The organism is Microbacterium sp. ZW T2_14 (genome assembly GCF_044987405.1).
Lineage (GTDB): Bacteria > Actinomycetota > Actinomycetes > Actinomycetales > Microbacteriaceae > Microbacterium.
Genome location: NZ_JBJDRK010000021.1, coordinates 15,359 through 35,902, shown reverse-complemented (window position 1 = coordinate 35,902; position 20,544 = coordinate 15,359). Strand labels below are relative to the sequence as shown.

21 protein-coding genes are annotated in these 20,544 nt (G+C 70.3%); 11 read left to right on the top strand and 10 right to left on the bottom strand.

The features are described 5' to 3' along the window. Positions 1-280: 280 nt before the first annotated feature. Together ACI3KY_RS09140 and ACI3KY_RS09135 are read left to right on the top strand one after the other, a co-directional pair. The gene (locus ACI3KY_RS09140; protein WP_404929860.1) at positions 281-799 is read left to right on the top strand and encodes a hypothetical protein; all 519 of its coding nucleotides are present in this window, start codon (positions 281-283) and stop codon (positions 797-799) included. Positions 800-1,038: 239 nt separating this feature from the next. Beyond that, positions 1,039-1,566, top strand: a complete 528-nt coding sequence (locus tag ACI3KY_RS09135; protein ID WP_404929859.1) for a hypothetical protein — start codon at positions 1,039-1,041, stop codon at positions 1,564-1,566. Here the strand turns inward: ACI3KY_RS09135 and ACI3KY_RS09130 are convergent. The 4 genes from ACI3KY_RS09130 to ACI3KY_RS09115 are packed head-to-tail and all read right to left on the bottom strand — an operon-like array spanning position 1,485 to position 5,897. Next, on the bottom strand, positions 1,485-2,855 hold the full coding sequence (locus tag ACI3KY_RS09130; protein WP_404929858.1) for a DUF6716 putative glycosyltransferase: 1,371 nt from the start codon (positions 2,853-2,855) through the stop codon (positions 1,485-1,487). The two genes, ACI3KY_RS09135 and ACI3KY_RS09130, sit on opposite strands and share 82 nt — an antisense overlap. Beyond that, on the bottom strand, positions 2,852-3,724 hold the full coding sequence (locus tag ACI3KY_RS09125; protein WP_404929857.1) for an N-acetylneuraminate synthase family protein: 873 nt from the start codon (positions 3,722-3,724) through the stop codon (positions 2,852-2,854). Before ACI3KY_RS09125 ends, ACI3KY_RS09130 begins: the two co-directional genes overlap by 4 nt. Further along, the gene (locus tag ACI3KY_RS09120) at positions 3,721-4,971 is read right to left on the bottom strand and encodes a cytidylyltransferase domain-containing protein (RefSeq protein ID WP_404929856.1); all 1,251 of its coding nucleotides are present in this window, start codon (positions 4,969-4,971) and stop codon (positions 3,721-3,723) included. Before ACI3KY_RS09120 ends, ACI3KY_RS09125 begins: the two co-directional genes overlap by 4 nt. After that, positions 4,968-5,897 carry a hypothetical protein gene (locus tag ACI3KY_RS09115; RefSeq protein ID WP_404929855.1) on the bottom strand — a complete coding sequence of 310 codons (930 nt, stop codon included), beginning with the start codon at positions 5,895-5,897 and terminating at the stop codon, positions 4,968-4,970. The genes ACI3KY_RS09120 and ACI3KY_RS09115 overlap by 4 nt, the downstream gene beginning before the upstream one ends. Before the next feature lie 175 nt (positions 5,898-6,072). Between ACI3KY_RS09115 and ACI3KY_RS09110 the strand changes: the two genes are divergently transcribed. The 4 genes from ACI3KY_RS09110 to ACI3KY_RS09095 all read left to right on the top strand — a co-directional run bounded on the left by ACI3KY_RS09110 (position 6,073) and on the right by ACI3KY_RS09095 (position 9,559). Continuing rightward, positions 6,073-6,996, top strand: coding sequence for a 5'-3' exonuclease H3TH domain-containing protein (locus ACI3KY_RS09110; RefSeq protein WP_404929854.1), 924 nt, complete (start codon positions 6,073-6,075; stop codon positions 6,994-6,996). 165 nt (positions 6,997-7,161) lie between these two features. After that, a complete protein-coding gene (locus ACI3KY_RS09105) occupies positions 7,162-8,460 on the top strand; it encodes a sensor histidine kinase (RefSeq protein WP_404929853.1) in 1,299 nt (432 codons plus the stop codon). Then, positions 8,457-9,119, top strand: a complete 663-nt coding sequence (locus ACI3KY_RS09100) for a response regulator (RefSeq protein WP_404929852.1) — start codon at positions 8,457-8,459, stop codon at positions 9,117-9,119. Before ACI3KY_RS09105 ends, ACI3KY_RS09100 begins: the two co-directional genes overlap by 4 nt. Positions 9,120-9,247: 128 nt before the next feature. Next, positions 9,248-9,559, top strand: a complete 312-nt coding sequence (locus ACI3KY_RS09095; protein ID WP_404929851.1) for an SHOCT domain-containing protein — start codon at positions 9,248-9,250, stop codon at positions 9,557-9,559. A gap of 43 nt (positions 9,560-9,602) precedes the next feature. Here ACI3KY_RS09095 and ACI3KY_RS09090 read toward each other — a convergent pair whose 3' ends face one another. From ACI3KY_RS09090 to trpD, 3 genes are all read right to left on the bottom strand, one after another. Continuing rightward, positions 9,603-10,598 carry a PHP domain-containing protein gene (locus tag ACI3KY_RS09090; RefSeq protein WP_404929850.1) on the bottom strand — a complete coding sequence of 332 codons (996 nt, stop codon included), beginning with the start codon at positions 10,596-10,598 and terminating at the stop codon, positions 9,603-9,605. A gap of 19 nt (positions 10,599-10,617) precedes the next feature. Continuing rightward, positions 10,618-11,106, bottom strand: coding sequence for an aromatic ring-opening dioxygenase LigA (locus tag ACI3KY_RS09085; RefSeq protein WP_404929849.1), 489 nt, complete (start codon positions 11,104-11,106; stop codon positions 10,618-10,620). Between the two features lie 93 nt (positions 11,107-11,199). Beyond that, positions 11,200-12,261 (bottom strand): anthranilate phosphoribosyltransferase, encoded by a 1,062-nt coding sequence (trpD, locus tag ACI3KY_RS09080; RefSeq protein ID WP_404929848.1) that lies wholly within the window; start codon positions 12,259-12,261, stop codon positions 11,200-11,202. A gap of 187 nt (positions 12,262-12,448) precedes the next feature. Between trpD and ACI3KY_RS09075 the strand changes: the two genes are divergently transcribed. From ACI3KY_RS09075 to ACI3KY_RS09055, 5 genes are all read left to right on the top strand, one after another. Further along, entirely contained in the window at positions 12,449-13,090 is a 642-nt protein-coding gene (locus ACI3KY_RS09075) for a heme-copper oxidase subunit III (RefSeq protein WP_404929847.1), read from the top strand. Positions 13,091-13,110: 20 nt separating this feature from the next. Then, a complete protein-coding gene (locus ACI3KY_RS09070) occupies positions 13,111-13,914 on the top strand; it encodes a c-type cytochrome (protein ID WP_404929846.1) in 804 nt (267 codons plus the stop codon). Between the two features lie 37 nt (positions 13,915-13,951). After that, a complete protein-coding gene (locus ACI3KY_RS09065) occupies positions 13,952-15,031 on the top strand; it encodes a Rieske 2Fe-2S domain-containing protein (RefSeq protein WP_404929845.1) in 1,080 nt (359 codons plus the stop codon). Continuing rightward, the gene (locus tag ACI3KY_RS09060) at positions 15,028-16,881 is read left to right on the top strand and encodes a cytochrome bc complex cytochrome b subunit (protein WP_404929844.1); all 1,854 of its coding nucleotides are present in this window, start codon (positions 15,028-15,030) and stop codon (positions 16,879-16,881) included. The genes ACI3KY_RS09065 and ACI3KY_RS09060 overlap by 4 nt, the downstream gene beginning before the upstream one ends. A gap of 143 nt (positions 16,882-17,024) precedes the next feature. Beyond that, on the top strand, positions 17,025-17,444 hold the full coding sequence (locus ACI3KY_RS09055) for a rhodanese-like domain-containing protein (protein ID WP_404929843.1): 420 nt from the start codon (positions 17,025-17,027) through the stop codon (positions 17,442-17,444). A gap of 39 nt (positions 17,445-17,483) precedes the next feature. Here ACI3KY_RS09055 and ACI3KY_RS09050 read toward each other — a convergent pair whose 3' ends face one another. The 3 genes from ACI3KY_RS09050 to ctaD are packed head-to-tail and all read right to left on the bottom strand — an operon-like array spanning position 17,484 to position 20,544. Continuing rightward, complete coding sequence (locus ACI3KY_RS09050; protein WP_404929842.1) at positions 17,484-18,290, bottom strand: PP2C family protein-serine/threonine phosphatase; 807 nt, start codon at positions 18,288-18,290, stop codon at positions 17,484-17,486. A 55-nt stretch (positions 18,291-18,345) separates the two neighbouring features. Further along, positions 18,346-18,780, bottom strand: a complete 435-nt coding sequence (locus ACI3KY_RS09045; protein ID WP_404929841.1) for a cytochrome c oxidase subunit 4 — start codon at positions 18,778-18,780, stop codon at positions 18,346-18,348. Continuing rightward, positions 18,781-20,544 carry a cytochrome c oxidase subunit I gene (gene ctaD / locus ACI3KY_RS09040; protein WP_404929840.1) on the bottom strand — a complete coding sequence of 588 codons (1,764 nt, stop codon included), beginning with the start codon at positions 20,542-20,544 and terminating at the stop codon, positions 18,781-18,783. It abuts the gene before it with no gap.

The following is a 20,544-nucleotide window of genomic DNA, read 5'->3' as shown; positions in this document are numbered from 1 at the left end:
GGCGTTCATGCGGGCCGGCGATAGGGATCTCCCAGGTGTGGTGCGGAACCTTGGTCCATCGCGCAGCGAGCTCCCGATCTCGCTCGCGTACCCAGGGCGACGGTTCGCCGGGACCACTCCTCGTGCCCTCCCCGAAGGGCACGAGGGGCGGTCCCACCGGACCCGCCCGGAGCCGGCGATCCGCAACCCCCGGGCGCGATCGCCGGCTCGCTCGTCGGCCCGCTCGCAGGACTGTGGATAACTCGGTCGGCGGGTCGGCACCACCGGTTACCTTGGGGGCGTGAGGACTCGGATCACGGCAGCGGCGCTCAGCGCCCTCCTGGTGCTGGCGCTCGCGGGCTGCACCACGCCGGAGCCGCCGGAGCCGACACCGACGCCCGCGTTCTCCTCCGAGGAGGAGGCGTTCGCGGCCGCGGAGGCGACCTACCGGGCATACGTGGACGCGCTGAACCAGTGGCACGCGGACCCGATGGCCGACCCCGTACCGACCGACTTCCTGGTCGGCTCAGCCCTGGACTCAGAACTCGAGACTCAGCGCCTGCTTGAAGAGCAGAATCGCGCCATCGTCGGAACCGCAACTGTCTCAAGGTTCGTTGGAAAGGAAACGTCAGCGGATTTCGGTGACGTCACCGCAATGGTCTGCCTGGATGTCGGGGCGTCGCGGGTTGTCGATGACGAGGGTACCGATGTGACGCCGAGCGACCGCCCCAGCCTGTTGGGATTGAGTGTGGAGTTCGTGGACGTTGAGGGTGGTTTGGCCATTTCCAGCAGTGCCGTGGCGGACGACCAGACATGTTGATTCTTACGGCACTCACTGCACTGGCGATCACGCTCATGCCGATGGGCGGAACTGGTCACGCCACGGGATGCACTGCTTCACAGTTGCAAGCTGGCCTCTGTTCCTATGCGACGGAGGATGAAGTCGTCGTTTCCGGCAATGAAACGCGGGAGGGAGCCACCGGAAATGCCAGCGCGCCGGACCCAAGAAATGGCGTCAATCATCCAGCCCCACCCCCCTCACCCCGCGACTGCGGCCCGATGAACCGCTGCGGCGGCTTCACCGTCGCCACCGATGCCGCGCCCGACGTGACGCTCGCCGACCTCGCCTCCTTCCGTCCGACACCTCCGACGCTCGCGGGCGAGCCGGCCGGGTTCGGCGTCGTCGGCATGCCGACGAACCTGCTGGCGGCGGCATCCGAAGAGCGCATTCCGGGCACGGTCCTCGGCTGGGACGTCACGGTGCGCTTCGTCCCGGTGGCGTACGTGTTCGACAACGGCGACGGCACGACCACGCGCGCGGCCACCGGCGGGTCGTCGTGGACGGCTCTCGGGCAGGGGCAGTTCACCCCCACGCCCACCAGCCACGCCTACCGCGACCGCGGCACCTACCCGGTGTCGGTCACCGTCGAGTACGCGGCATCCGTCGACTTCGGCAGCGGAACGTGGCGACCGGTGGCCGGCGTGGTCCGCGCCCAGGCGGCGGGCTACGACGTGCGCGTCGTCGAGGTGCGCACCGCGCTGGTCGATCGGACCTGCGTCGAGGATCCGACCGGCCCCGGCTGCTGAGCCTCCCCCGCGACGACGCGGCGCACCCGGTGCAGCAGACGCGCGACGCCGCGCAGCGGCACGCCCACCGCATACGCGAGGGCGCCGGCCGCCGAGGTGTCGGCGCGCCCGAGGGCGATCCGCCGCTCCCATGCGTCGCGCAGCGCGCCGCCGCGCCGCACGAAGCCGGTCCGCCGGGGCAGCCGGCCGGCCGACCGCTGGGCCGCGAGATCCGCCACCTGGTCGGTCCAGTCGTCGTCCTCGGGCGGGTGGAAGTAGTTCTCGTCGAGCCACTCCGGATCCGGATGCCGGAACCGGCGCGCGACGACGTCCGCCTCGCCCGCGAGCAGATCGGCGTCGGCGAGGGTCTCGTTGATGAGCTGCGGCGAGACGCCGTACGTGTCGAGCGCGATGACGGGGATGCCGCGGGCGATCGCCTCGATCGCGGCGGTGGAGCTGACCGTGACGAGGCCCTCCGCGGTCGCGAGCGCCTTCCGCATCGGCGCCGTCGAGGTGACGAGGTTCGGTGGCAGCGTGCCGAGTGAGGCGAGCAGCTCGGGGTAGCCGTCCTGCTCCACGTGCGTCTGATGCTCGCCGGTCGCGGCGCGGAGCTTGACCACGACGCGCCGCGACGGGTCCGCCTCCGCGGCGCGCACCAGCATCCGCGCCACGGCCAGGCGGTCCGCTCGCTCCGCCGGGACCTTCGCCTGCGCGGCGAACACGAGGTCGCCGCCGTCTTCGGCGCTCGCCGCGGTGCCCGACCCCGCCAACCGGGCGCCCCGCGCGAAGGGCAGGGTGGCCAGGGCGTAGCGGTGCGCGTACCCGGTGCGCGCCGACAGCGCCCGGAACTCCCGCACCTCGCGCCGAGAATGCACGACGAACAGGTCGCACTGCAGCCGGTAGACGACGGCCCGGCGCGTCGCCGGGATCGAGATGCCGGGCAGTCCCGTCACGACGACCGGCCGCTCCGGCACGGCGGCGATGTCGCGGGCGAGCACGCGCACCAGTGGTCCGCGCGCCCCGATGACGACGACGTCGGCCCGCAGCTCCGTCAGCCGTGCGATCAGCCGGCTGTACGCGATCCGCTCCACCCGATCCCGCGGCAGGCCGCTGCCGCTGAGCGCCGAGGCGAGCTGGCCGTCGCTCACCACCAGGGGCGTCTCGAGCACCAGCAGCGCGGCATCCCACCGCTCCCCCGTGCCGCCGGCCATCAGCCCGCCGAGGAGCGCCGCCGACCACTTCACATACGAGTCGGTGTCGGCGATCGCGACGACGCGCAGCCTGCCGTCGCCGTCCGCAGGCGGCCTCACGCGGGAACGCGGCGCAGCTTCGCCATGGGCGCGAGCTCACCGGGGTACACGCGCTTGACGCCGTCGCCCAGCGCCGCCTCGATGACGCGGATGTCGCGCACCAGGTGCTGAAGCCCTGCCGGCTCGAGCGATGCGGCGTGGTCCGAGCCCCACATCGTGCGGTCGAGGGTGACGTGCCGCTCCACCGCCACGGCGCCGAGTGCGACGGCGGCGAGCGAGATCTGCAGGCCCCGTTCGTGGCCCGAATAGCCCACCGGCACCCCGGGGTAGCGATCGCGCAGGGCCGGGATCATGCGGATGTTCGCCTCCTCCGGCTCCATCGGGTACGTCGAGGTGGCATGCATCAGCACGAGGCGATCGGTGCCCAGCACCTCGATGGCCGCATCGATCTGCTCGCTCGTCGACATGCCGGTCGACAGGATGACCGGCTTGCCCGTGTCCCGCAGCGCCTCGAGCAGCTGGACGTCGGTCAGCGACGCCGAGGCGACCTTGTGGGCGACGACGCCGAGGTCCTCGAGGAAGGCGACGCTCGGCACGTCCCAGGGCGACGCGAACCATTCGAGTCCGCGCAGCAGCGCGTGGTCGGAGATCTCGATGTACTGATCGCGGTCGAACTCGACACGGTGGCGGTACTCGAGGTAGGTCATGCGTCCCCAGGGGGTGTCGCGCGGGATGTCGCGCATGTGCTCGGGGGTGGCGATCTCGGGCGTGCGCTTCTGGAACTTCACGGCGTCGGCACCGGCGTCCGCGGCGACGTCGATGAGCCGCTTGGCGAGCTCGACGTCGCCGTTGTGGTTCAGCCCGATCTCGGCGATGACGTACGCGGGGCGTCCGCCGCCGATGACGCGGGATCCGATGGTGACGGTCATGAGGCCTCCAGTGGTGCGGTGGGGTGATCGGTTGCTGCGCCTCGCCCGGCCGGTTCGCCGGCTCGCGGCGCCCCCGTGGCCGCCGACGAGGCCCCGGCGAGCACGCGTTCCGCGAGATCGCGCACGGCGCCCTCGCCTCCTGGGCTGTCGAGCACGGTGCGTGCGGCGGACAGGACGAGCGGGTGGGCATCGGGCACCGCGACGGGCCACCCGACGAGCTCGAGGCAGGCGAGGTCGTTGACGTCGTTGCCGAGGTAGGCGATGCGCGACAGCGGGATGCCGCGATCCGCGGCCCATTCGCGCAGCACCGCGGCCTTGTCGGCGGCGGCCTGCCGCACATCGACGCCCAGCTTGCGCGCACGCGCGGCGACCACGGGGTTGGACTCCGTCGAGAGGATGAGGAAGGGGATGCCGGCGGCCCGCAGCAGCGAGACCCCCATGCCGTCCGATCGGCTCACCGTCACCGACTCGAGGCCGTTCTGGTCCACGCGCACGGTGTCATCGGTGTGGACGCCGTCGAAGTCCGTCACCACTGCGTCCACGGAGATCGCGCGGTCACGCGCGCCCCCGTCGACGAGCGGAGCGAGGCGCCGTGCGAGCTCCAGCTCGTGCGGGCTGTCGATCTCGATCGCCGTGCGGGGGTCGACCTCGGCGATGCCGACGCTGCCGAAGAACCGGTGCTCGGCCGCGCGGAAGCCCGCGGCACGCACGACGTAGAACGCGCCGGTCTCGAGATAGTGCGGCTCGCGGTCCTGCCGGCGCGGGCGCACATCGATCTCGTGGTTGACAGGCTCGGCGGCCCCGCCGAGTCCCTTCTCCCACAGGAACCCGTATGTCTCGACCGCCGAGAAGACGCTGTCGCGGCGTCGCGAGCGCACGAGCTGCACCGCGGCGGTGAGTGCCTCGACGTCGATGAACGGCGAGGTGGCCTGCAGGAAGGCGACCACGCTCACGTCGAGCTTGCGCGCTTCGAGGGTCTCGAGCGCGTGCAGCAGTGCCGTCTCGCTGCGCGCCTCGTCGCCCGAGAGGTCCACGGGCCGATCGACGACCTCCGCGCCCCATTCGGCGGCGACCGCCGCGATCTCGGCGTCGTCGGTCGTCACCACGACCCTGTCGAGCGCGGGGCACCGGCGGGCGGCCTCGATCGCGCGTGCGACGAGCGGCACTCCGCCGACCCGCTGCAGGTTCTTGCGCGGGATGCCCTTCGAGCCGCCGCGCGCCGGGATGATCGCCACCACCTCGCTCATGCGGCTGCCGTCCGTGCCGAGGGGCGTGCCCGCCCGTTCCGCCCGACGACATCGGTGAACACCGTCGCGCCGGTCCCCGCGAGCACCAGCGGGAGGGTCGTCGTGGTGCTGGACGGCAGCGTGCGCACGTCGAGCGGATGCCGCGCCCCGGCCAGCACGAGTTCCACCGGCAGCCCGGTCTGGTGGATCCGCAGCCCGGGCACCGTCGCGACCGCATCCAGCTGCTCCGCCGTCTCGCGGCGGTGCGGGAGGTACACGGCACCGCCGGCCGCGGCATCCGTCACCCACCGCATGTAGTCGACCAGCATCATGCGCCCGTCGACCGGCAGTGCGCTGCCGAGCACGATCCGCCGGCCCAGCGTGGCCGCGGCGGGCGCGGAGGCACGCGTCCACGAGAAGTCATGGCGACGGATGCCGAACCCGCGGTCGACGAGAGCCTCGAGGCGGTCGGGGCCCAGGTCGAACGCGGTGAACATCTCGACGTTCCGGGCCGTGGCCCGGCGGTGGACGAGTTCGGCCGCGAAGGGGGCGACGAGCGTGGTCAGACCCCGCTCTGCGACGTGCGGGCGGGCGTAGGCGCGGCGACCGAGGAGCGCGTCGGCGTAGGCGATCGCGTACGCCCCGTCGTCGAGGAACGTGATGCGGTGCGGCCGGAGTACGGCGGCGGCGAGGCGGAACTGGCCCGAGAACCCGTCCCCCACGAGCCAGTGGCCATGCCGGGCGAGCAGGTTCCACGGGATGCCGAGGTAGGGCTCGAGCTCGCCGAAGCGCGCGCCGCGTGCGAGCAGCTCGTCGGCCGTCGCGGAGATCTGCGGCGTCAGGCGCCCGGCGACGGGCACGGTGGTCCGGTGGGCGGCGGCCCACTCTGCGGCGCCGATCAGCTGCAGGGGCGACTCCACCCAGGCCAGCACGTCTTCGCGACCCATGACGCCTCCTCTCCCAGCCGTGCCGCCACGGACGGCTCACTGCTGTCTCCCCACGGTGGGCGCGATACGTGAACGCGACGGGTCCCGCCGTGCGACCGGCATCCGTCGCGCAGGTGAACGGCGGGTGTCGCGTTCCGCCGCCGCGCGGGTCGGAGCCGCATGCCAGGATGAACGCGTGACCGACCGCCTGATGCTGCTCGATTCCGCATCCCTCTACTTCCGCGCGTTCTACGGCGTGCCCGACACGGTCCGCGCCCCCGACGGCACGCCCGTCAACGCGGTCCGCGGATTCCTCGACATCATCACGCGGCTCGTGACGACGTACCGGCCGACGCACCTCGTGGCGTGCTGGGACGACGACTGGCGGCCGCAATGGCGCGTCGACCTCATCCCCACCTACAAGACGCACCGCGTCGCCGAAGTGGTGGCCGTCGGCCCCGACGTCGAGGAGGTGCCCGATCCGCTCGAGGTGCAGGTGCCCGTCATCCGCGAGGCGCTCGACACACTGGGCATCCGCATCGTCGGCGCCGCCGAGCACGAGGCCGACGACGTCATCGGCACGCTGGCGAGCACCGCCACCATGCCCGTCGACATCATCACCGGCGACCGGGACCTGTTCCAGCTCGTCGACGACGCGCGCGACGTGCGGGTGATCTACACCGCGCGCGGCATGAGCAACCTCGAGGTGCTGACCGACGCATCGGTCGTCGCCAAGTACGGTGTGCTGCCGTCGCAGTACGCCGACTTCGCGACCCTGCGGGGCGACTCGTCCGACGGCCTCCCGGGCGTCGCCGGCATCGGCGAGAAGACGGCGGCCGGCCTGCTGGCGACGTTCGGCGATCTCTCCGGGATCATCGCGGCGGCCGAGCAGGGCGAGGGGATGACGGCGGGCGTTCGGTCGAAGGTGCTCGCCGGGCTGCCGTATCTCGCCGTCGCGCCGCAGGTGGTGGCCGTCGTCCGCGACCTGCCGCTGGAGGTGCCCGATGCCCGCCTGCGTCCGCTCGCGGACCAGGCGAAGACGGATGCCGCGGCCCTCGCCGAGCGGTGGGCGCTCGGCACGGCGATGACCCGCATCATCGACGCGCTCGACGCCGTCTGACCGCGTCGCCGTCCCACCCCGTCTCCGTCTGGCCCCGTCGCCGTCCAACCCGGTCATCGTCTGACGCCCGCGCAGGCCCACCCGGTCGCCGTACTCCCGCGGGAGTACGGCGAGGGCTCCCGCGGTCAGATTCCTCACAGAGGCCCGCGGCGTAGCATCGGGCGCATGATCCGGCCCGCGCGCGACGACCCCGCGACGCGGCCTCCCCTCGGCCACCCCGAGGGCCGCACCGTGCCGGCGGACGACGCCTGGCCGCGGTACCGGCCGCCCGCCGCGGTCGTCCTGCTGGTCCCGGTGTTCGTCTCCTTCTTCGTGCAGGTGCCGGGCACCATCGCCCTGTCGTGGTGGCAGCGCGTCCCGCTCGCCTCGGCTGTGACGAGCGTCGTGCTGGCCGCGGCATCCGCTCTGGTCCTCCTGGCGGCGCGTCGCCTGCCGGGTCCGACTGTCGCCGCCGTCGCGGTGCTCGCCGGCGCCGACCTCCTGATCGCGCCGTTCGGCGGGCCACCGCCGGTCGCGCTCGTGTTCGCGATCGTCGGTGCTGTCGTACGCGGCGCCCGCGTGTGGGCGCTCGTGTCGGTCGGTGCCGTGTGGCTCGCGGTGGTGGTGGGCGCCGAGTTCGTCGGGGTCGACTGGCACCCCGCTCGCATCGCGCTCGCGACGGTCGGCCTCGCCCTGTGCTTCGTGATCGGCGAGGGAGTACGCGCCCGCCGGCGGGGCGCCGAGGAGCGCCGCACGCAGCTCGCGGCCCGCCGCCGCACCGTCGAGCAGGAGGAGCGCACGCGCATCGCTCGCGAGCTGCACGACGTGCTCGCCCACTCGCTGAGCCAGATCGCGGTGCAGTCCGGTGTGGGACTGCACCTGTTCGATCGGGAGCCCGAGCGTGCGCGCGAGGCGCTCGCGAACATCCGCGGCCTGAGCGCGACCGGACTCGACGAGGTCCGCGGTGTGCTCGCGTTCCTGCGGGGAGACGAGACCGGCGCGCCTGACACCGCGCCGCTCACGCCGCAGCCCCAGCTCGCGCAGCTGCCCGCTCTGGTCGCCGCCCGCAGGGGACTCGGGCTCGAGGTGGTGCTCGACGACCGCCTGGGCGGCGACGCGCCGCCCAGTGCGGTGCAGACCACCGCGTACCGCATCGCGCAGGAGGCGCTCACGAACGTCGTGCGCCACTCCGCGGCGTCGAACGCGACGGTAACCGTGGAACGCGAGACCGTGGAGCGCGAGACCGTGGAGCGCGAGACCGTGGAGCCGGAGGGCGTCGCACACGACGGCATCGCCCATGACGGGGGCGACCTCGTGCTCACCGTCACGGACGACGGCGCCGGCATCCCCGCGACCGCTGCCGAGCGCGGCGGTCTGCGGGGAATGCGCGAGCGCGCCGAGCTCGCGGGCGGGCGGCTGACGGTCGAGAGCGGCCCGCGCGGCACCACTGTCGTGGCCCGTCTTCCGTGGCGGGGTGCGGCATGATCCGCGTCGCCTTGGCCGACGACCACCAGCTCGTGCGGGGCGGCTTCCGCGCCCTGCTCGACTCCGAACCCGACATCGAGGTCGTCGCCGAGGCATCCAGTGGACAGCAGCTCTTGACGGCTCTCCGCGACACTCCCGTCGACGTCGCCCTTGTCGACATCCGCATGCCCGACGGCGACGGGCTGTGGGCGGCAGAGCGGATCGCCGCGGACCCCGCGCTGGCAGGCGTTCGCGTGGTCATCGTGACGACGTTCGAGCTCGACGAGTACGTGGTCCGCGCGGTGCTCGCCGGAGCGAGCGGATTCCTCGTGAAAGACACTGAGCCCGCGGAGCTCATCCGGGCCGTCCGGGCCGTCGCCGCCGGCGATGCACTGCTCTCCCCCGGCGTCACCCGGACGCTGCTCGATCGCGTGGCGCCCCAGTTGCGCGCGGTCGCCGATCCGCAGCTCCTCGCGCCGCTCACCGAGCGCGAGGTGGAGGTGCTGCGACTGGTCGCCGAGGGACTGACCAACGACGAGATCGGCGCCCGCCTTTTCCTCTCGCCCCTCACGGCGAAGACCCACGTCTCGCGAATCATGCAGAAGCTCGGCGCACGCGATCGGGTGCGCCTCGTGATCGTCGCGTACGAGTCCGGTCTGGTCGGCTCCGGGCCGGCATAGAGCACGGGTACTCCCGCAAGAGCAGTCGGAATCACTCCCCTGGGCAGATTCGCGGATGCCGCGTCCCGCGTTGACTCGAGGCATCCGGTCGCCCATCCGGCGCGGCCGGCCCGAGAGAGGAACCCCGCATGTCCACTGCACTCGCCACCGCACTCGATGCCGGCTCAGGGATCGTCGCCGCGCACCCCATCGGCCCCTGGGGCTTCGGATGGTGGTTCCTGCTGATCCCGCTGTTCTGGATCGGGCTCATCGCCCTCCTGTTCGGCCTCTTCGGGCGTCGCTGGCGCCGCAATGCCGCCGAGAACGGCTACGGCCCCTACGGGCGGACGCCGGCGCGCCGGGCCGAGACCACCCTCGCCGAGCGCTTCGCGCAGGGCGACATCGACGAGACCGAGTACCGCGCGCGACTGGAGGTGCTCCGCGCCAACGCGGCGCAGTGACGCCGACCGGGCGCGGCGGCGACGGCCCGGATCGCTCGGGCGGTCAGCTGTCGCGTCCGGTCCACTCTCGCAGCCGCGACAGCGGCCAGGTCGTCACGATCCGCTCCGGTGGCACTCCCAGCCGCTCGGCCCGCTCCGCGCCGTAGTCGAGCAGCGACAGCTGCCCGGGCGCATGCGCGTCCGAATCGATCGAGAAGAGGCATCCGATCTCCAGCGCGAGGGCCATCAGCTCATCGGGCGGGTCCTGACGCTCGGGCCGGGAGTTGATCTCGACCGCCACGCCGTGCGCTTCGCACGCCTCGAACACGGCCCGCGCGTCGAACGTCGACGGCGGCCTCGTGCCGCGAGAGCCCTCGACGAGCCGTCCGGTGACGTGGCCGAGCACGTCGGTGTGCGGATCCGACACCGCCGCCACCAGCCGTCGCGTCATCGGCCCGCGCTCCATCCGCAGCTTCGAGTGGGCGGAGGCCACGACCACGTCCAGCCGATCGAGCATGTCGGGCTCCTGGTCCAGCGACCCGTCCTCCAGGATGTCGACCTCGATCCCCGACAGCAGCGTGAAGCCGTCGCCGCTCATTCCGGCGACCACATCGAGCTGCGCGCCCAGCCGTTCCGACGAGAGCCCGTTCGCCACGCGCAGCCGCGGCGAGTGGTCGGTGAGCGCGAGGTACTCGTGGCCGAGCGCACGGGCGGCCTCGACCATGAGGTCGATGGAGGTCAGGCCGTCGGACCAGTCGCTGTGGGCATGCAGGTCTCCCCGCAGGAGGGGGCGCAGCGTCGAGGCGCGCTGCACACCGGCGCGCTCGCGCAGATCGACCAGGTAGCCCGGAACGTCGCCCGCCAGCGCCTGCTGGATCACCGCGAACGTGGATTCTCCGATGCCCTTGCGCCGGCGCAGCGCGGCGGAATCGCGCAGCTCTGCGTCACTGAGCCCCGCGATGGCGTCCGCGGCCGCCCGGAAGGCCTTCGACTTGTACCGCGACGATCGCTCCCGCTCGAGAAGCGTCGCGATCTCGGTGAGGGCGTCGTGGGGGTTCACGGGGTGTGTGGCCGCCTGGTCAGACGACGTTCGCCCTCTTGATCACCACCGGCACGCTCGCGAGGCGGTGGATCGCCCAGCCGAAGAGGATGGCGAGCACGCCCATACCGGCCGCGAACAGCGCGACGCCGTACGCGACGACCGAGGTGAACAGCGAGGCGCGCAGGAAGGATGCCTGCATCACCGTCGCACGCACCGGGTCGTCCTGGTCGAGCTCGGCGTAGGTCTTGCCGCCGGATGCCTCGAGGGCGTGGTGGTTGATGATGTCGGCCTGCACGAACGCGGTGAACGGGCCGGTCACCTGCTGACCCTGGAATGCGGCCGCGTCGTCGGGGATCGTGATGTTCTCGGCCGTCAGCTGATTCGTGACGCCGATCCATGCGATCACGCCGACGAGGATCAGCAGGATGCCGCCCACGATCCCGAGGATGCCGATCGCCTTCACGAGGCCGACCTTCTTCTCGGGGGGCTCGATCACGTCGGCGGTGCGGGGCTCTTCCACGCTCATGGGTTCTCCTCGTTCACGGGTGCGTCGTGGCACACGCTATCGGCGCCCGCCGGTCCGGCGGAAGAGAGCGCGCCGTGCGACGCCGAGCCGGCCTCAGCCCGCGAGCGCCTTCGTCGCCTGCACCCAGCGCTCGAGGGTGGCGGTGGCCGCACCCGAGTCGATCGCCGCGGCGGCGTCGTCGCGCGCCTCGGCGAGGCGCTCGAGAATCGGCCGCTGCACCTCCGCGGCGTTGCGGAACAGCCGGTAGGCGACGATCCCCGCCGCCGCGTTCAGCAGCACGATGTCGCGCACCGCCCCCTGCTCGCCGCCGAGCACACGGTGCACGACAGCGGCATTGTGGGCGGGGTCACCGCCGAGGAGGTCGTCGATGTCGGCCAGCGGAATGCCGAGATCGCGGGGGTCGAGGTCGTGCTCATGGATGTCGCCGCGGCTCACCTCCCACAGCCGGCTGTGTCCGGTCGTGGTGAGCTCGTCGAGGCCGTCGTCGCCGCGGAAGACCAGCGCTGTCGCACCACGCGTCTGGAACACGCCGGTGATGAGCGGCACCCTGTCCAGGTGCGCGACGCCCACGGCGTTCGCCTCCGCGCGGGCAGGGTTGCACAGCGGTCCGAGGAAATTGAACACCGTCGGCACGCCGAGTTCGCTCCGCGTCGCGCCGGCGTGCTTGAAGCCGGGGTGGAACGCCGCGGCGAACGCGAACGTGATGCCCGCCCGCGAGAGGGTCTCGGCCACCGCGTCCGGTGACAGGGCGAGGTCGATGCCGAGCGCGCCCAGCACGTCCGACGAGCCCGACGACGAGCTGGCGGCCCGGTTGCCGTGCTTGACGACGGGGATTCCGGATGCCGCGGCCACGAGCGCCGCCATCGTCGAGACGTTGACCGTGCCGAAGCGATCGCCCCCGGTGCCGACGATGTCGAGCACCGCGGCGTCCACGGGGAGCGGCAGCGCCGCCTCGAGGATCGCGTCGCGGAAGCCGACGATCTCGTCGACGGTCTCCCCCTTGGCGCGCAGGGCGACCAGGAATCCGCCCAGCTGGGACGGCGTCGCGCTGCCCGACATGATCTGGCGCATCGCCCACGTCGACTCCGAGACGCTGAGGTCGCGCCGCTCGAGCAGCGTGGTGAGGATCCCCGGCCAGTTGTACAGCTCCGCCATAACCGAGAAGCCTAGCCGCGCGCAGGAATCGGAACGTTTTCGTGACACGGCGTCCCGCCTCGTGCGATTCTGCGTCTTCACCACGTGTTCACGGCAGAGTCGCAGCGTCCTCTTAGGCTCCCCTAAGTTCCCGCACGGCCGAAGACATGCCCTCCGATGCGAAAATCGCGGCCCTGAATCGGCCATAATGGGGAGCGTGACGACCTCGACAGCGACCTACTCCCAGGCCATGCGGTCCGTCAAGCGGCCGGATCCGGTTGCTGTCGGAACCATCGTGTGGCTCGGCAGCGAGGTGATGTTCTTCGCGGGCCTGTTCGCGATCTACTTCACCCTGCGCAGCACCTCGCCCGAACTGTGGGCGCAGGAGACGCAGCTGCTGAACATCCCCTACGCGACGGCCAACACGATCATCCTCGTGCTGTCCTCCGTGACCTGCCAGATGGGCGTGTTCGCCGCCGAGCGCTTCCAGCCCTACTCGCTGAAGAAGCGCGGCTGGCTCGGCTGGGGCATGGTCGAGTGGTTCTGGCTCACCTTCGCGCTCGGCGCGATCTTCGTCTCGGGCCAGGTGTGGGAGTACGCCCAGCTCGTCACCGAGGGCATGCCGATCAGCGCGAACTCCTACGCGTCGGCGTTCTACCTCACCACCGGGTTCCACGCCCTTCACGTCACCGGCGGCCTCATCGCCTTCCTCCTGGTGATCGGTCGCGCGTACGCCGTCAAGAACTTCGGGCGCAAGGAGATGACCTCCTCGATCGTCGTGTCGTACTACTGGCACTTCGTCGACGTCGTCTGGATCGCCCTCTTCCTCGTCATCTACTTCCTCAAGTGAGAGCGGAGCTGTAACCCGACATGGCACGAGAGACCACGCGCCGCTCGAAAGGCCGCCGCAGCCCCTGGGCTGCAGCCGCACTGATCGGCATCGGCCTGCTCATCACCGGCGGCGTCTACGCCGGGGCATCCGCCGCGATGGCGGCGACGACCCCCGAGACGGCGACGAACTCCGCGCTCACCGTGGAGGACGGCAAGAAGCTGTTCCAGGCGAACTGCGCCACCTGCCACGGCCTGAATGTGCAGGGCACCGAGGACGGCCCGTCGCTGTACGGCGTCGGCGAGCTCGCGGTGCACTTCCAGATGAGCACCGGTCGCATGCCGCTGCAGATGCAGGGGCCCCAGGCACCGCAGAAGCCGCCGCAGTTCACCGAGGAGCAGATCGCGGCCGTCGGCGAGTACGTCCAGTCGATCGCACCCGGCCCGACCTACCCCGACGACGAGGTCCTCGACGGTGGCGGCAGCGCCTCCGAGGGCGGCGAGCTCTTCCGCATCAACTGCGCGATGTGCCACAACGTCGCCGGCGCGGGCGGTGCGCTCACCGAAGGCAAGTACGCGCCGAACCTGCACACGACGAGTCCCCTCAACATGTACGCGGCGATGGTGACCGGCCCGCAGAACATGCCGGTGTTCAACGACATGACGCTGACCACCGAAGAGAAGCGCGACGTCATCACCTACCTGCTCTACCTGCAGGACAACGAGTCGGCGGGCGGATTCACGCTCGGCTCGCTGGGCCCCGTCTCGGAGGGCCTCTTCATCTGGATCTTCGGGATCGGTTCGCTGATCGCCATCACCGTGTGGATCACGGCGAAGTCCAACTGATCTACGTACGACACACGCAACACTGACGAGGAGCAGCATGGCCCACGAGGACGACCCGCTCGAGCACGAGAGGGCTTCCTGGAAGCCCTCCCCCGGGCTCGCCGTCGCGGTCCCCGACCCGGTGCACAACCCTGGCCTCCCCCCGCACCGCGAGCGGATGACCGACCAGGACCCCGCTTCGATGAAGCGCGCCGTGCGCGGCGTCTACACGCTGTTCTACCTTTCGATCGCCGGCAGCATCTGGGCCATCGCGGCATACATGCTGTTCCCGATCGAGAGCGGGCGGATCGTCGACATCCGCAACAACAACCTCTTCATCGGACTCGGCATCGCGCTCGCGCTGCTGGCCATCGGCGTCGCCGCGATCCACTGGTCGAAGGCCGTCGTGTCCGACAAGGAGTTCGTCGAGCCGCGCCATGCCACGCGTGGCCGCGACACGACGCGTGAGGCCGCGATCAAGGCGTTCGCAGACGCGAACGAGGAGTCCGGCTTCGGTCGCCGCGTCATGGTCCGCAACTCGATGATCGCCGCGCTCGTGGCCTCGGTCGTTCCCGGCGTCGTGCTGTTCCGCGGGCTCGCGCCGTTCGACTCGCCCGACAAGCCGCACGCGGGCGACCCCGTGTACCTGCTCGAGCACACCATGTGGAAGAAGGGCATGCGCCTGGCGCACGACCCCTCGGGCGAGCCCATCCGCGCCGCGGACCTCACGCTCGGTTCCGCCGTGCACGTCATCCCCGAGGCCCTGGCCGCGGTGTCGCACAGCGAGGGATACCTCGAGGAGAAGGCCAAGGCCATCGTGCTTCTCGTCCGCCTGCTACCCGAGGACCTGGTGGAGTCCGAGGAGCGCAAGGAATGGTCCTACAACGGCATCGTCGCCTACTCCAAGGTCTGCACCCACGTCGGCTGCCCGGTGGCGCTGTATGAGCAGCAGACGCATCACCTGCTGTGCCCCTGCCACCAGTCGCAGTTCGACGTCACGGACCACGCCAAGGTCATCTTCGGCCCGGCCGCGCGTCCGCTGCCGCAGCTGCCCATCACCGTCGACGACGAGGGCTACCTCATCGCGAGGAGCGACTTCAACGAGCCCGTCGGCCCGAGCTTCTGGGAGCGTCATTGAGCACCTCAACCGTCACCGAGCAGCCTGAGGCTCCCGTGGCGCCCGTGTCACCGAACGGGCGCGACAAGCCCCTCGGCGGCCGCTTCATCGGCGCGACCGCGAACTACATCGACGAGCGCACGAGCCTCTCGGGCTTCGTCAAGGAGCTCGGCCGCAAGATCTTCCCCGACCACTGGTCGTTCATGCTCGGCGAGATCGCCCTCTGGGCGTTCGTCGTCATCCTGCTGACGGGTACCTTCCTGACGTTCTTCTTCCAGGCGTCGATGGTCGAGACCCACTACAACGGGGCGTACCTCCCGATGCGCGGCATCGAGATGTCGGCAGCCATGGCGTCGACCCTCGAGATCTCGTTCGACCTGCGCGGCGGCCTGCTCGTGCGCCAGATCCACCACTGGGCGGCCCTCGTCTTCGTGGCCGGCATCGGCGTGCACATGCTGCGCGTGTTCTTCACGGGCGCGTTCCGCAAGCCGCGCGAGCTGAACTGGGTGATCGGCTTCATCCTGTTCATCCTCGCGATGGGCGAGGGCTTCACCGGCTACTCGCTGCCTGACGACGTGCTCTCGGGCAACGGCCTGCGCATCATCGACGGCATCATCAAGGGCATCCCGCTGATCGGCACCTGGACCTCGTTCCTGCTGTTCGGCGGTGAGTTCCCGGGCTCGGCGATCGTCGGCCGTCTGTACACGCTGCACATCCTGCTGCTGCCGGCGATCCTCGTCGGACTGCTCGTGGTCCACCTCATGCTGATGGTGATCAACAAGCACACCCAGTTCGCGGGCGCGGGGCGCACCAACAGCGTCGTCGTCGGCTACCCGATGATGCCGGTCTACATGTCGAAGATGGGCGGCTTCCTGTTCATCACGTTCGGCGTGATCGTGCTCATCGCCTCGCTGTTCACGATCAACCCGATCTGGAACTACGGCCCGTACGACCCGTCCCCCGTGTCGGCGGGCACCCAGCCCGACTGGTACATCGGCTTCGCCGACGGCATGCTGCGTCTCATCCCGCCCGGGTGGGAGGTCGTGTTCCTCGACCGCACGTGGTCGTTCAACATCCTGGTGCCGCTCATCGTCATCGGCATCTTCATCGTGCTGGTCCTGATCTACCCGTTCATCGAGGCGTGGGTCACGGGCGACAAGCGGGAACACCACATCGCACAGCGTCCGCGCAACGCCGCGACGCGCACGGCGATCGGCGCCGCCGGTGTGACGTTCTACGCCGTCATGTGGGCCGCTGCCTCCTCCGACATCATCGCCACGCACTTCTGGCTGACGATGGAGGGCGTGATCCACACGCTGCAGGCGCTGCTGATCCTCGGCCCGATCGTCGCGTACTTCGTGACCAAGCGCATCTGCGTCGCACTGCAGAAGAAGGATCGAGAGATCGTCCTGCACGGCTACGAGTCGGGCCGTATCGTCCGTCTCCCCGGCGGCGAGTACATCGAGGTTCACCAGCCCGTCGACGAGTACGAGCGCTTCAAGCTCGCCGACTTCGACACCTACGAGCCGCTCGTCGTACGCCCGAACGCCCAGGGTCGCATCCCGTGGCACGAGAACGTGCGGGCCTCGATCTCGCGCTGGTTCTTCGAGGACCGCCTCACCCCGGTCTCGCAGGGCGAGCTCGACGCGGCACTGGCTCACCAGCACCACGAGCTCGGCCACATCGCCGAGGAAGAGGATCTCGAGCTGCAGGGTGCCCACGAGCGTGCTGGTGTGCCGGACGCGCCGCACACGCCCATCGACGACGGCAGGAACAGCGAGGTGCCGGTGCGCCCCTCGAACGTGATCGTGCCCGAGCCCGAGGCCGGCACCAAGTCGCCGAAGAACCGCGAGAAGGAGACCGACCAGTAGGTCGCAGCCCTTCCCTGACGGATGCCTCGGCATGATCTTCACGATCGTGCCGAGGCATCCGTCGTCCGGCATCGGCAGGAATCGTACGCGGTATGACCGGGGATCCAGGGTCCGGTGCTCGGGCCCTGTCGTAGCGTGGACTCATGACCGATGCGCTCTCGTACTTCTCCGCCAAGCTCGCCCTCGAGACGGATGCCTCCGACGTGTACGCCGCGCAGAAGGACGGCGAGCCGTTCGTGCTGGTGGACGTGCGCGGCGACGACGCGTGGGCCCAGGGGCGCATCCAGGGAGCCATCCACATGCCCTATCGGGAGATCGCTGAGCGCGCACCGCGCGAGATCGATCCGTCGACTCGCGTCGTCGTGTACTGCTGGAGCTCGGGTTGCAACGCCGGCACGAAGGGCGCCGTCGAGTTCGCGAAGCTGGGCTACTCCGTCAAGGAGATGATCGGCGGCTACGAGTACTGGGTGCGCGAGGGCCAGCCCACCGAGAACGACGAGGGCGCACTCCCCCGCGTGTTCGACCCGCAGGTCATGGTCGTGCGCTCGAAGGTCGCCGGCTGAGCGCCGCGCGACCCCGGCTGAGCGCCGCATGACGCCGGCTCAGGCCGACTCGAGACCCTCCATGTATCGCGCCGCGGCGGCACCGTAGAAGGACGTCGCCGCCGGGGCGTCACCGTGGATCCACGAATCGACGACGTCGCACACGACGACGGTGACGTTGTCGCGACTGCCGGCGTCGAGCGCCCGGCTGACGCACGCTTCCGCGGCCGCCTCCGCGTCCTCGATGCCGGTCAGGATGGCGCGGATGTCGGCATCCGGAACATAGTCGGTGAGCCCGTCGCTGCAGAGCATCCAGCGGTCGCCGACCGGAGCATCGAAGGCCGTCACCGTTGCGGCGTCGCGCTCCGCGCCGCTCAAGGAGGCGGTGATGAGGTTGCGCCGGGGGTGCGAAGCCGCCTCCGCGATCGATACGAGTCCCTGATCGACCAGCGCCTGGACGAGGGAATCGTCGCGACTCATCTGTGTCAGCGCTCCGTCGCGCAGTCGGTATGCGCGCGAGTCGCCCGTGTGCGCGAGCAGGATGCCGCCGTCGCGGTCGATGAACAGCCCCGTGAACGTGGTGGCCATGCCCTGCAGCGACGGGTCCCGCTCGACGTGGGCGCGCAGATCCCAGTTCGCTGACCGCACGCTGTCCGCGAGCTGGATGGGCTCGAGTCCATCGAGTCGCCCCGCGGCGAGACGATGGACGAACGTCGAGGAGGCCAGATCGCCGGCCGGTCCCCCGCCCACGCCGTCGGCGACGGCCGCTCCCCACGTGGCTGTGAACGCGGCATCCTGGTTGGTGGCGCGGTGCGGACCGATGTCGGAGAAGGCGGCCGCACGCAGACGTGCCCGGGCGCCCGTCATGGACGGGCACCCGGGCACGCGACGTGGCAGGCCACGCGAGGCGTCAGTCGGCGGATCAGCGAGCGAAGTACCCGCGGTAGTACTCGTACACCCAGCCGACGATCGCGACGACGAAGACGCCGATTCCGATCGGCATGAGCCACGCGCCGACCGCCAGGCCGATCATGCCGAGGGCTGCAGAGAACGCGAGCACGATCGGCCACCAGGACCACGGGCTGAACTCGCCCAGCTCCGGGTCGCCGTCGTCGATGTCAGCGGTGAGCAGATCCTCGGGCAGCTCGCCGCCCTGCGCGTGGTGCACGCGGCCGATGTAGAAGGCGATGAGCGCGCCCATGAGCGCGGTGAAGAGCAGAGCGACGCTGCCGACCCATTCCACGCCGTGGTACCACGGCACGTCGGGGTGGGCGATGATGTTCCAGCCGGTGTAGACGGCCGCCACGAACAGGAAGAACGTGGACAGCAGCCACCAGAGTCCGGTGTTGGTGCGCACTTACTTCACCTCTCCATCGGCGAGGTCGGAGACCGGTGCTTCGGGAGCGTCCTTCGCAGGGCCGACGCCGACCGGGATCCCCGCCTCGGGGTGGTTCAGGTCGAATGCCGGCCGCTCGCTGCGGATGCGCGGGATCGACGTGAAGTTGTGCCGCGGCGGCGGGCACGACGTCGCCCACTCGAGCGACGCGCCGTAGCCCCACGGGTCGTTGACGGTCACCTTCGGCGCCTTGCGCGACGTGATCCAGACGTTGAAGAGGAACGGGATCATCGAGGCGCCGAGAATGACGGCGCCGATCGTCGACACCTGGTTCTGCCACGTCCAGCCGTCGGCCTCGGAGTAGTCGGCGTAGCGGCGGACCATGCCGTCTACACCCAGCCAGTGCTGAATGAGGAACGTCATGTGGAAGCCGATGAACAGCATCCAGAAGTGCACGTAGCCCAGACGCTCGTTCAGCATCCGTCCCGTCCACTTCGGCCACCAGAAGTAGAACCCGGCGAACATCGCGAACACGACGGTGCCGAACACGACGTAGTGGAAGTGCGCGACGACGAAGTACGAGTCCGACAGGGCGAAGTCCAGCGGCGGCGATGCGAGGATCACGCCGGTGAGGCCACCGAAGACGAACGACACGAGGAAGCCGAGCGCGAAGACCATCGGCGTCTCGAAGGTGACCGAGCCTCGCCAGAGGGTGCCGATCCAGTTGAAGATCTTCACGCCGGTGGGCACCGCGATCAGCATGGTCATGAGCGCGAAGAACGGCAGGAGCACCGCGCCCGTGACGTACATGTGGTGAGCCCACACCGCCACCGACAGCGCCGCGATGGCGATCGTCGCGTAGACCAGGGTCTTGTACCCGAAGATCGGCTTGCGGCTGAACACCGGGAAGATCTCGGAGACGATGCCGAAGAACGGCAGCGCGATGATGTACACCTCAGGGTGCCCGAAGAACCAGAACAGGTGCTGCCACAGCAGCACGCCGCCATTCGCCGGGTCGTAGATGTGCGCGCCGAGCACGCGGTCTGCGGCGGCGGCCAGGATCGCCGCGGCGAGCACCGGGAACGCCATCAGGACCAGGATGCTGGTGATCAGCGTGTTCCAGGAGAAGATCGGCATGCGCCACATCGTCATGCCGGGCGCGCGCATGGTGATGATGGTCGTGATGAAGTTCACGGCACCGAGGATCGTTCCGAAACCGCTCATGCCGAGGCCGAGCATCCAGAGATTGCCGCCGGCGCCGGGTGAGAAGCTGGCGTTCGCGAGCGGCTGGTAGGCGAACCATCCGAACGACGCCGCACCCTGCGGGGTGAGGAAGCCGGCGACGGCGATCGTCGAACCGAAGAGGAACAGCCAGAAGGCGAACGCGTTCAGACGCGGGAACGCCACGTCGGGCGCGCCGATCTGCAGCGGCAGGATCGCGTTCGCGAAGCCCGCGAACAGCGGGGTCGCGAACATGAGCAGCATGATCGTGCCGTGCATCGTGAAGAGCTGGTTGTACTGCTCTTTCGTCGGGATGATCTGCATGCCGGGCTCGAAGAGCTCGGCGCGGATGATCAACGCCATGACGCCGCCGAGCATGAAGAACACGACGGACGAGATGAGGTACAGGTAGCCGATCGTCTTGTGGTCGGTGGAGGTGATCCACTTGACGATGATGTTGCCCTTCTGCTCGACGCGCGATGCGCTGAGCAGTGCGGCCTGACGCGGCGGCAGGGTCGTGGGGCGACCCTGCGTCGTCTCCTGGAGCGGAAGCGTCGTCGCCAT

Bases quoted from the DNA above. Each gene is read 5' to 3' on its own strand.
- ACI3KY_RS09135 (WP_404929859.1), top strand. From the start codon at position 1,039: ATGAACCGCTGCGGCGGCTTCACCGTCGCCACCGATGCCGCGCCCGAC.
- ACI3KY_RS09125 (WP_404929857.1), bottom strand. From the start codon at position 3,724: ATGACCGTCACCATCGGATCCCGCGTCATCGGCGGCGGACGCCCCGCG.
- ACI3KY_RS09120 (WP_404929856.1), bottom strand. From the start codon at position 4,971: ATGAGCGAGGTGGTGGCGATCATCCCGGCGCGCGGCGGCTCGAAGGGC.
- ACI3KY_RS09115 (WP_404929855.1), bottom strand. From the start codon at position 5,897: ATGGGTCGCGAAGACGTGCTGGCCTGGGTGGAGTCGCCCCTGCAGCTG.
- ACI3KY_RS09105 (WP_404929853.1), top strand. From the start codon at position 7,162: ATGATCCGGCCCGCGCGCGACGACCCCGCGACGCGGCCTCCCCTCGGC.
- ACI3KY_RS09100 (WP_404929852.1), top strand. From the start codon at position 8,457: ATGATCCGCGTCGCCTTGGCCGACGACCACCAGCTCGTGCGGGGCGGC.
- ACI3KY_RS09095 (WP_404929851.1), top strand. From the start codon at position 9,248: ATGTCCACTGCACTCGCCACCGCACTCGATGCCGGCTCAGGGATCGTC.
- ACI3KY_RS09085 (WP_404929849.1), bottom strand. From the start codon at position 11,106: ATGAGCGTGGAAGAGCCCCGCACCGCCGACGTGATCGAGCCCCCCGAG.
- trpD (WP_404929848.1), bottom strand. From the start codon at position 12,261: ATGGCGGAGCTGTACAACTGGCCGGGGATCCTCACCACGCTGCTCGAG.
- ACI3KY_RS09075 (WP_404929847.1), top strand. From the start codon at position 12,449: ATGGGGAGCGTGACGACCTCGACAGCGACCTACTCCCAGGCCATGCGG.
- ACI3KY_RS09070 (WP_404929846.1), top strand. From the start codon at position 13,111: ATGGCACGAGAGACCACGCGCCGCTCGAAAGGCCGCCGCAGCCCCTGG.
- ACI3KY_RS09065 (WP_404929845.1), top strand. From the start codon at position 13,952: ATGGCCCACGAGGACGACCCGCTCGAGCACGAGAGGGCTTCCTGGAAG.
- ACI3KY_RS09055 (WP_404929843.1), top strand. From the start codon at position 17,025: ATGACCGATGCGCTCTCGTACTTCTCCGCCAAGCTCGCCCTCGAGACG.
- ACI3KY_RS09050 (WP_404929842.1), bottom strand. From the start codon at position 18,290: ATGACGGGCGCCCGGGCACGTCTGCGTGCGGCCGCCTTCTCCGACATC.
- ctaD (WP_404929840.1), bottom strand. From the start codon at position 20,544: ATGGCGACGACGCTTCCGCTCCAGGAGACGACGCAGGGTCGCCCCACG.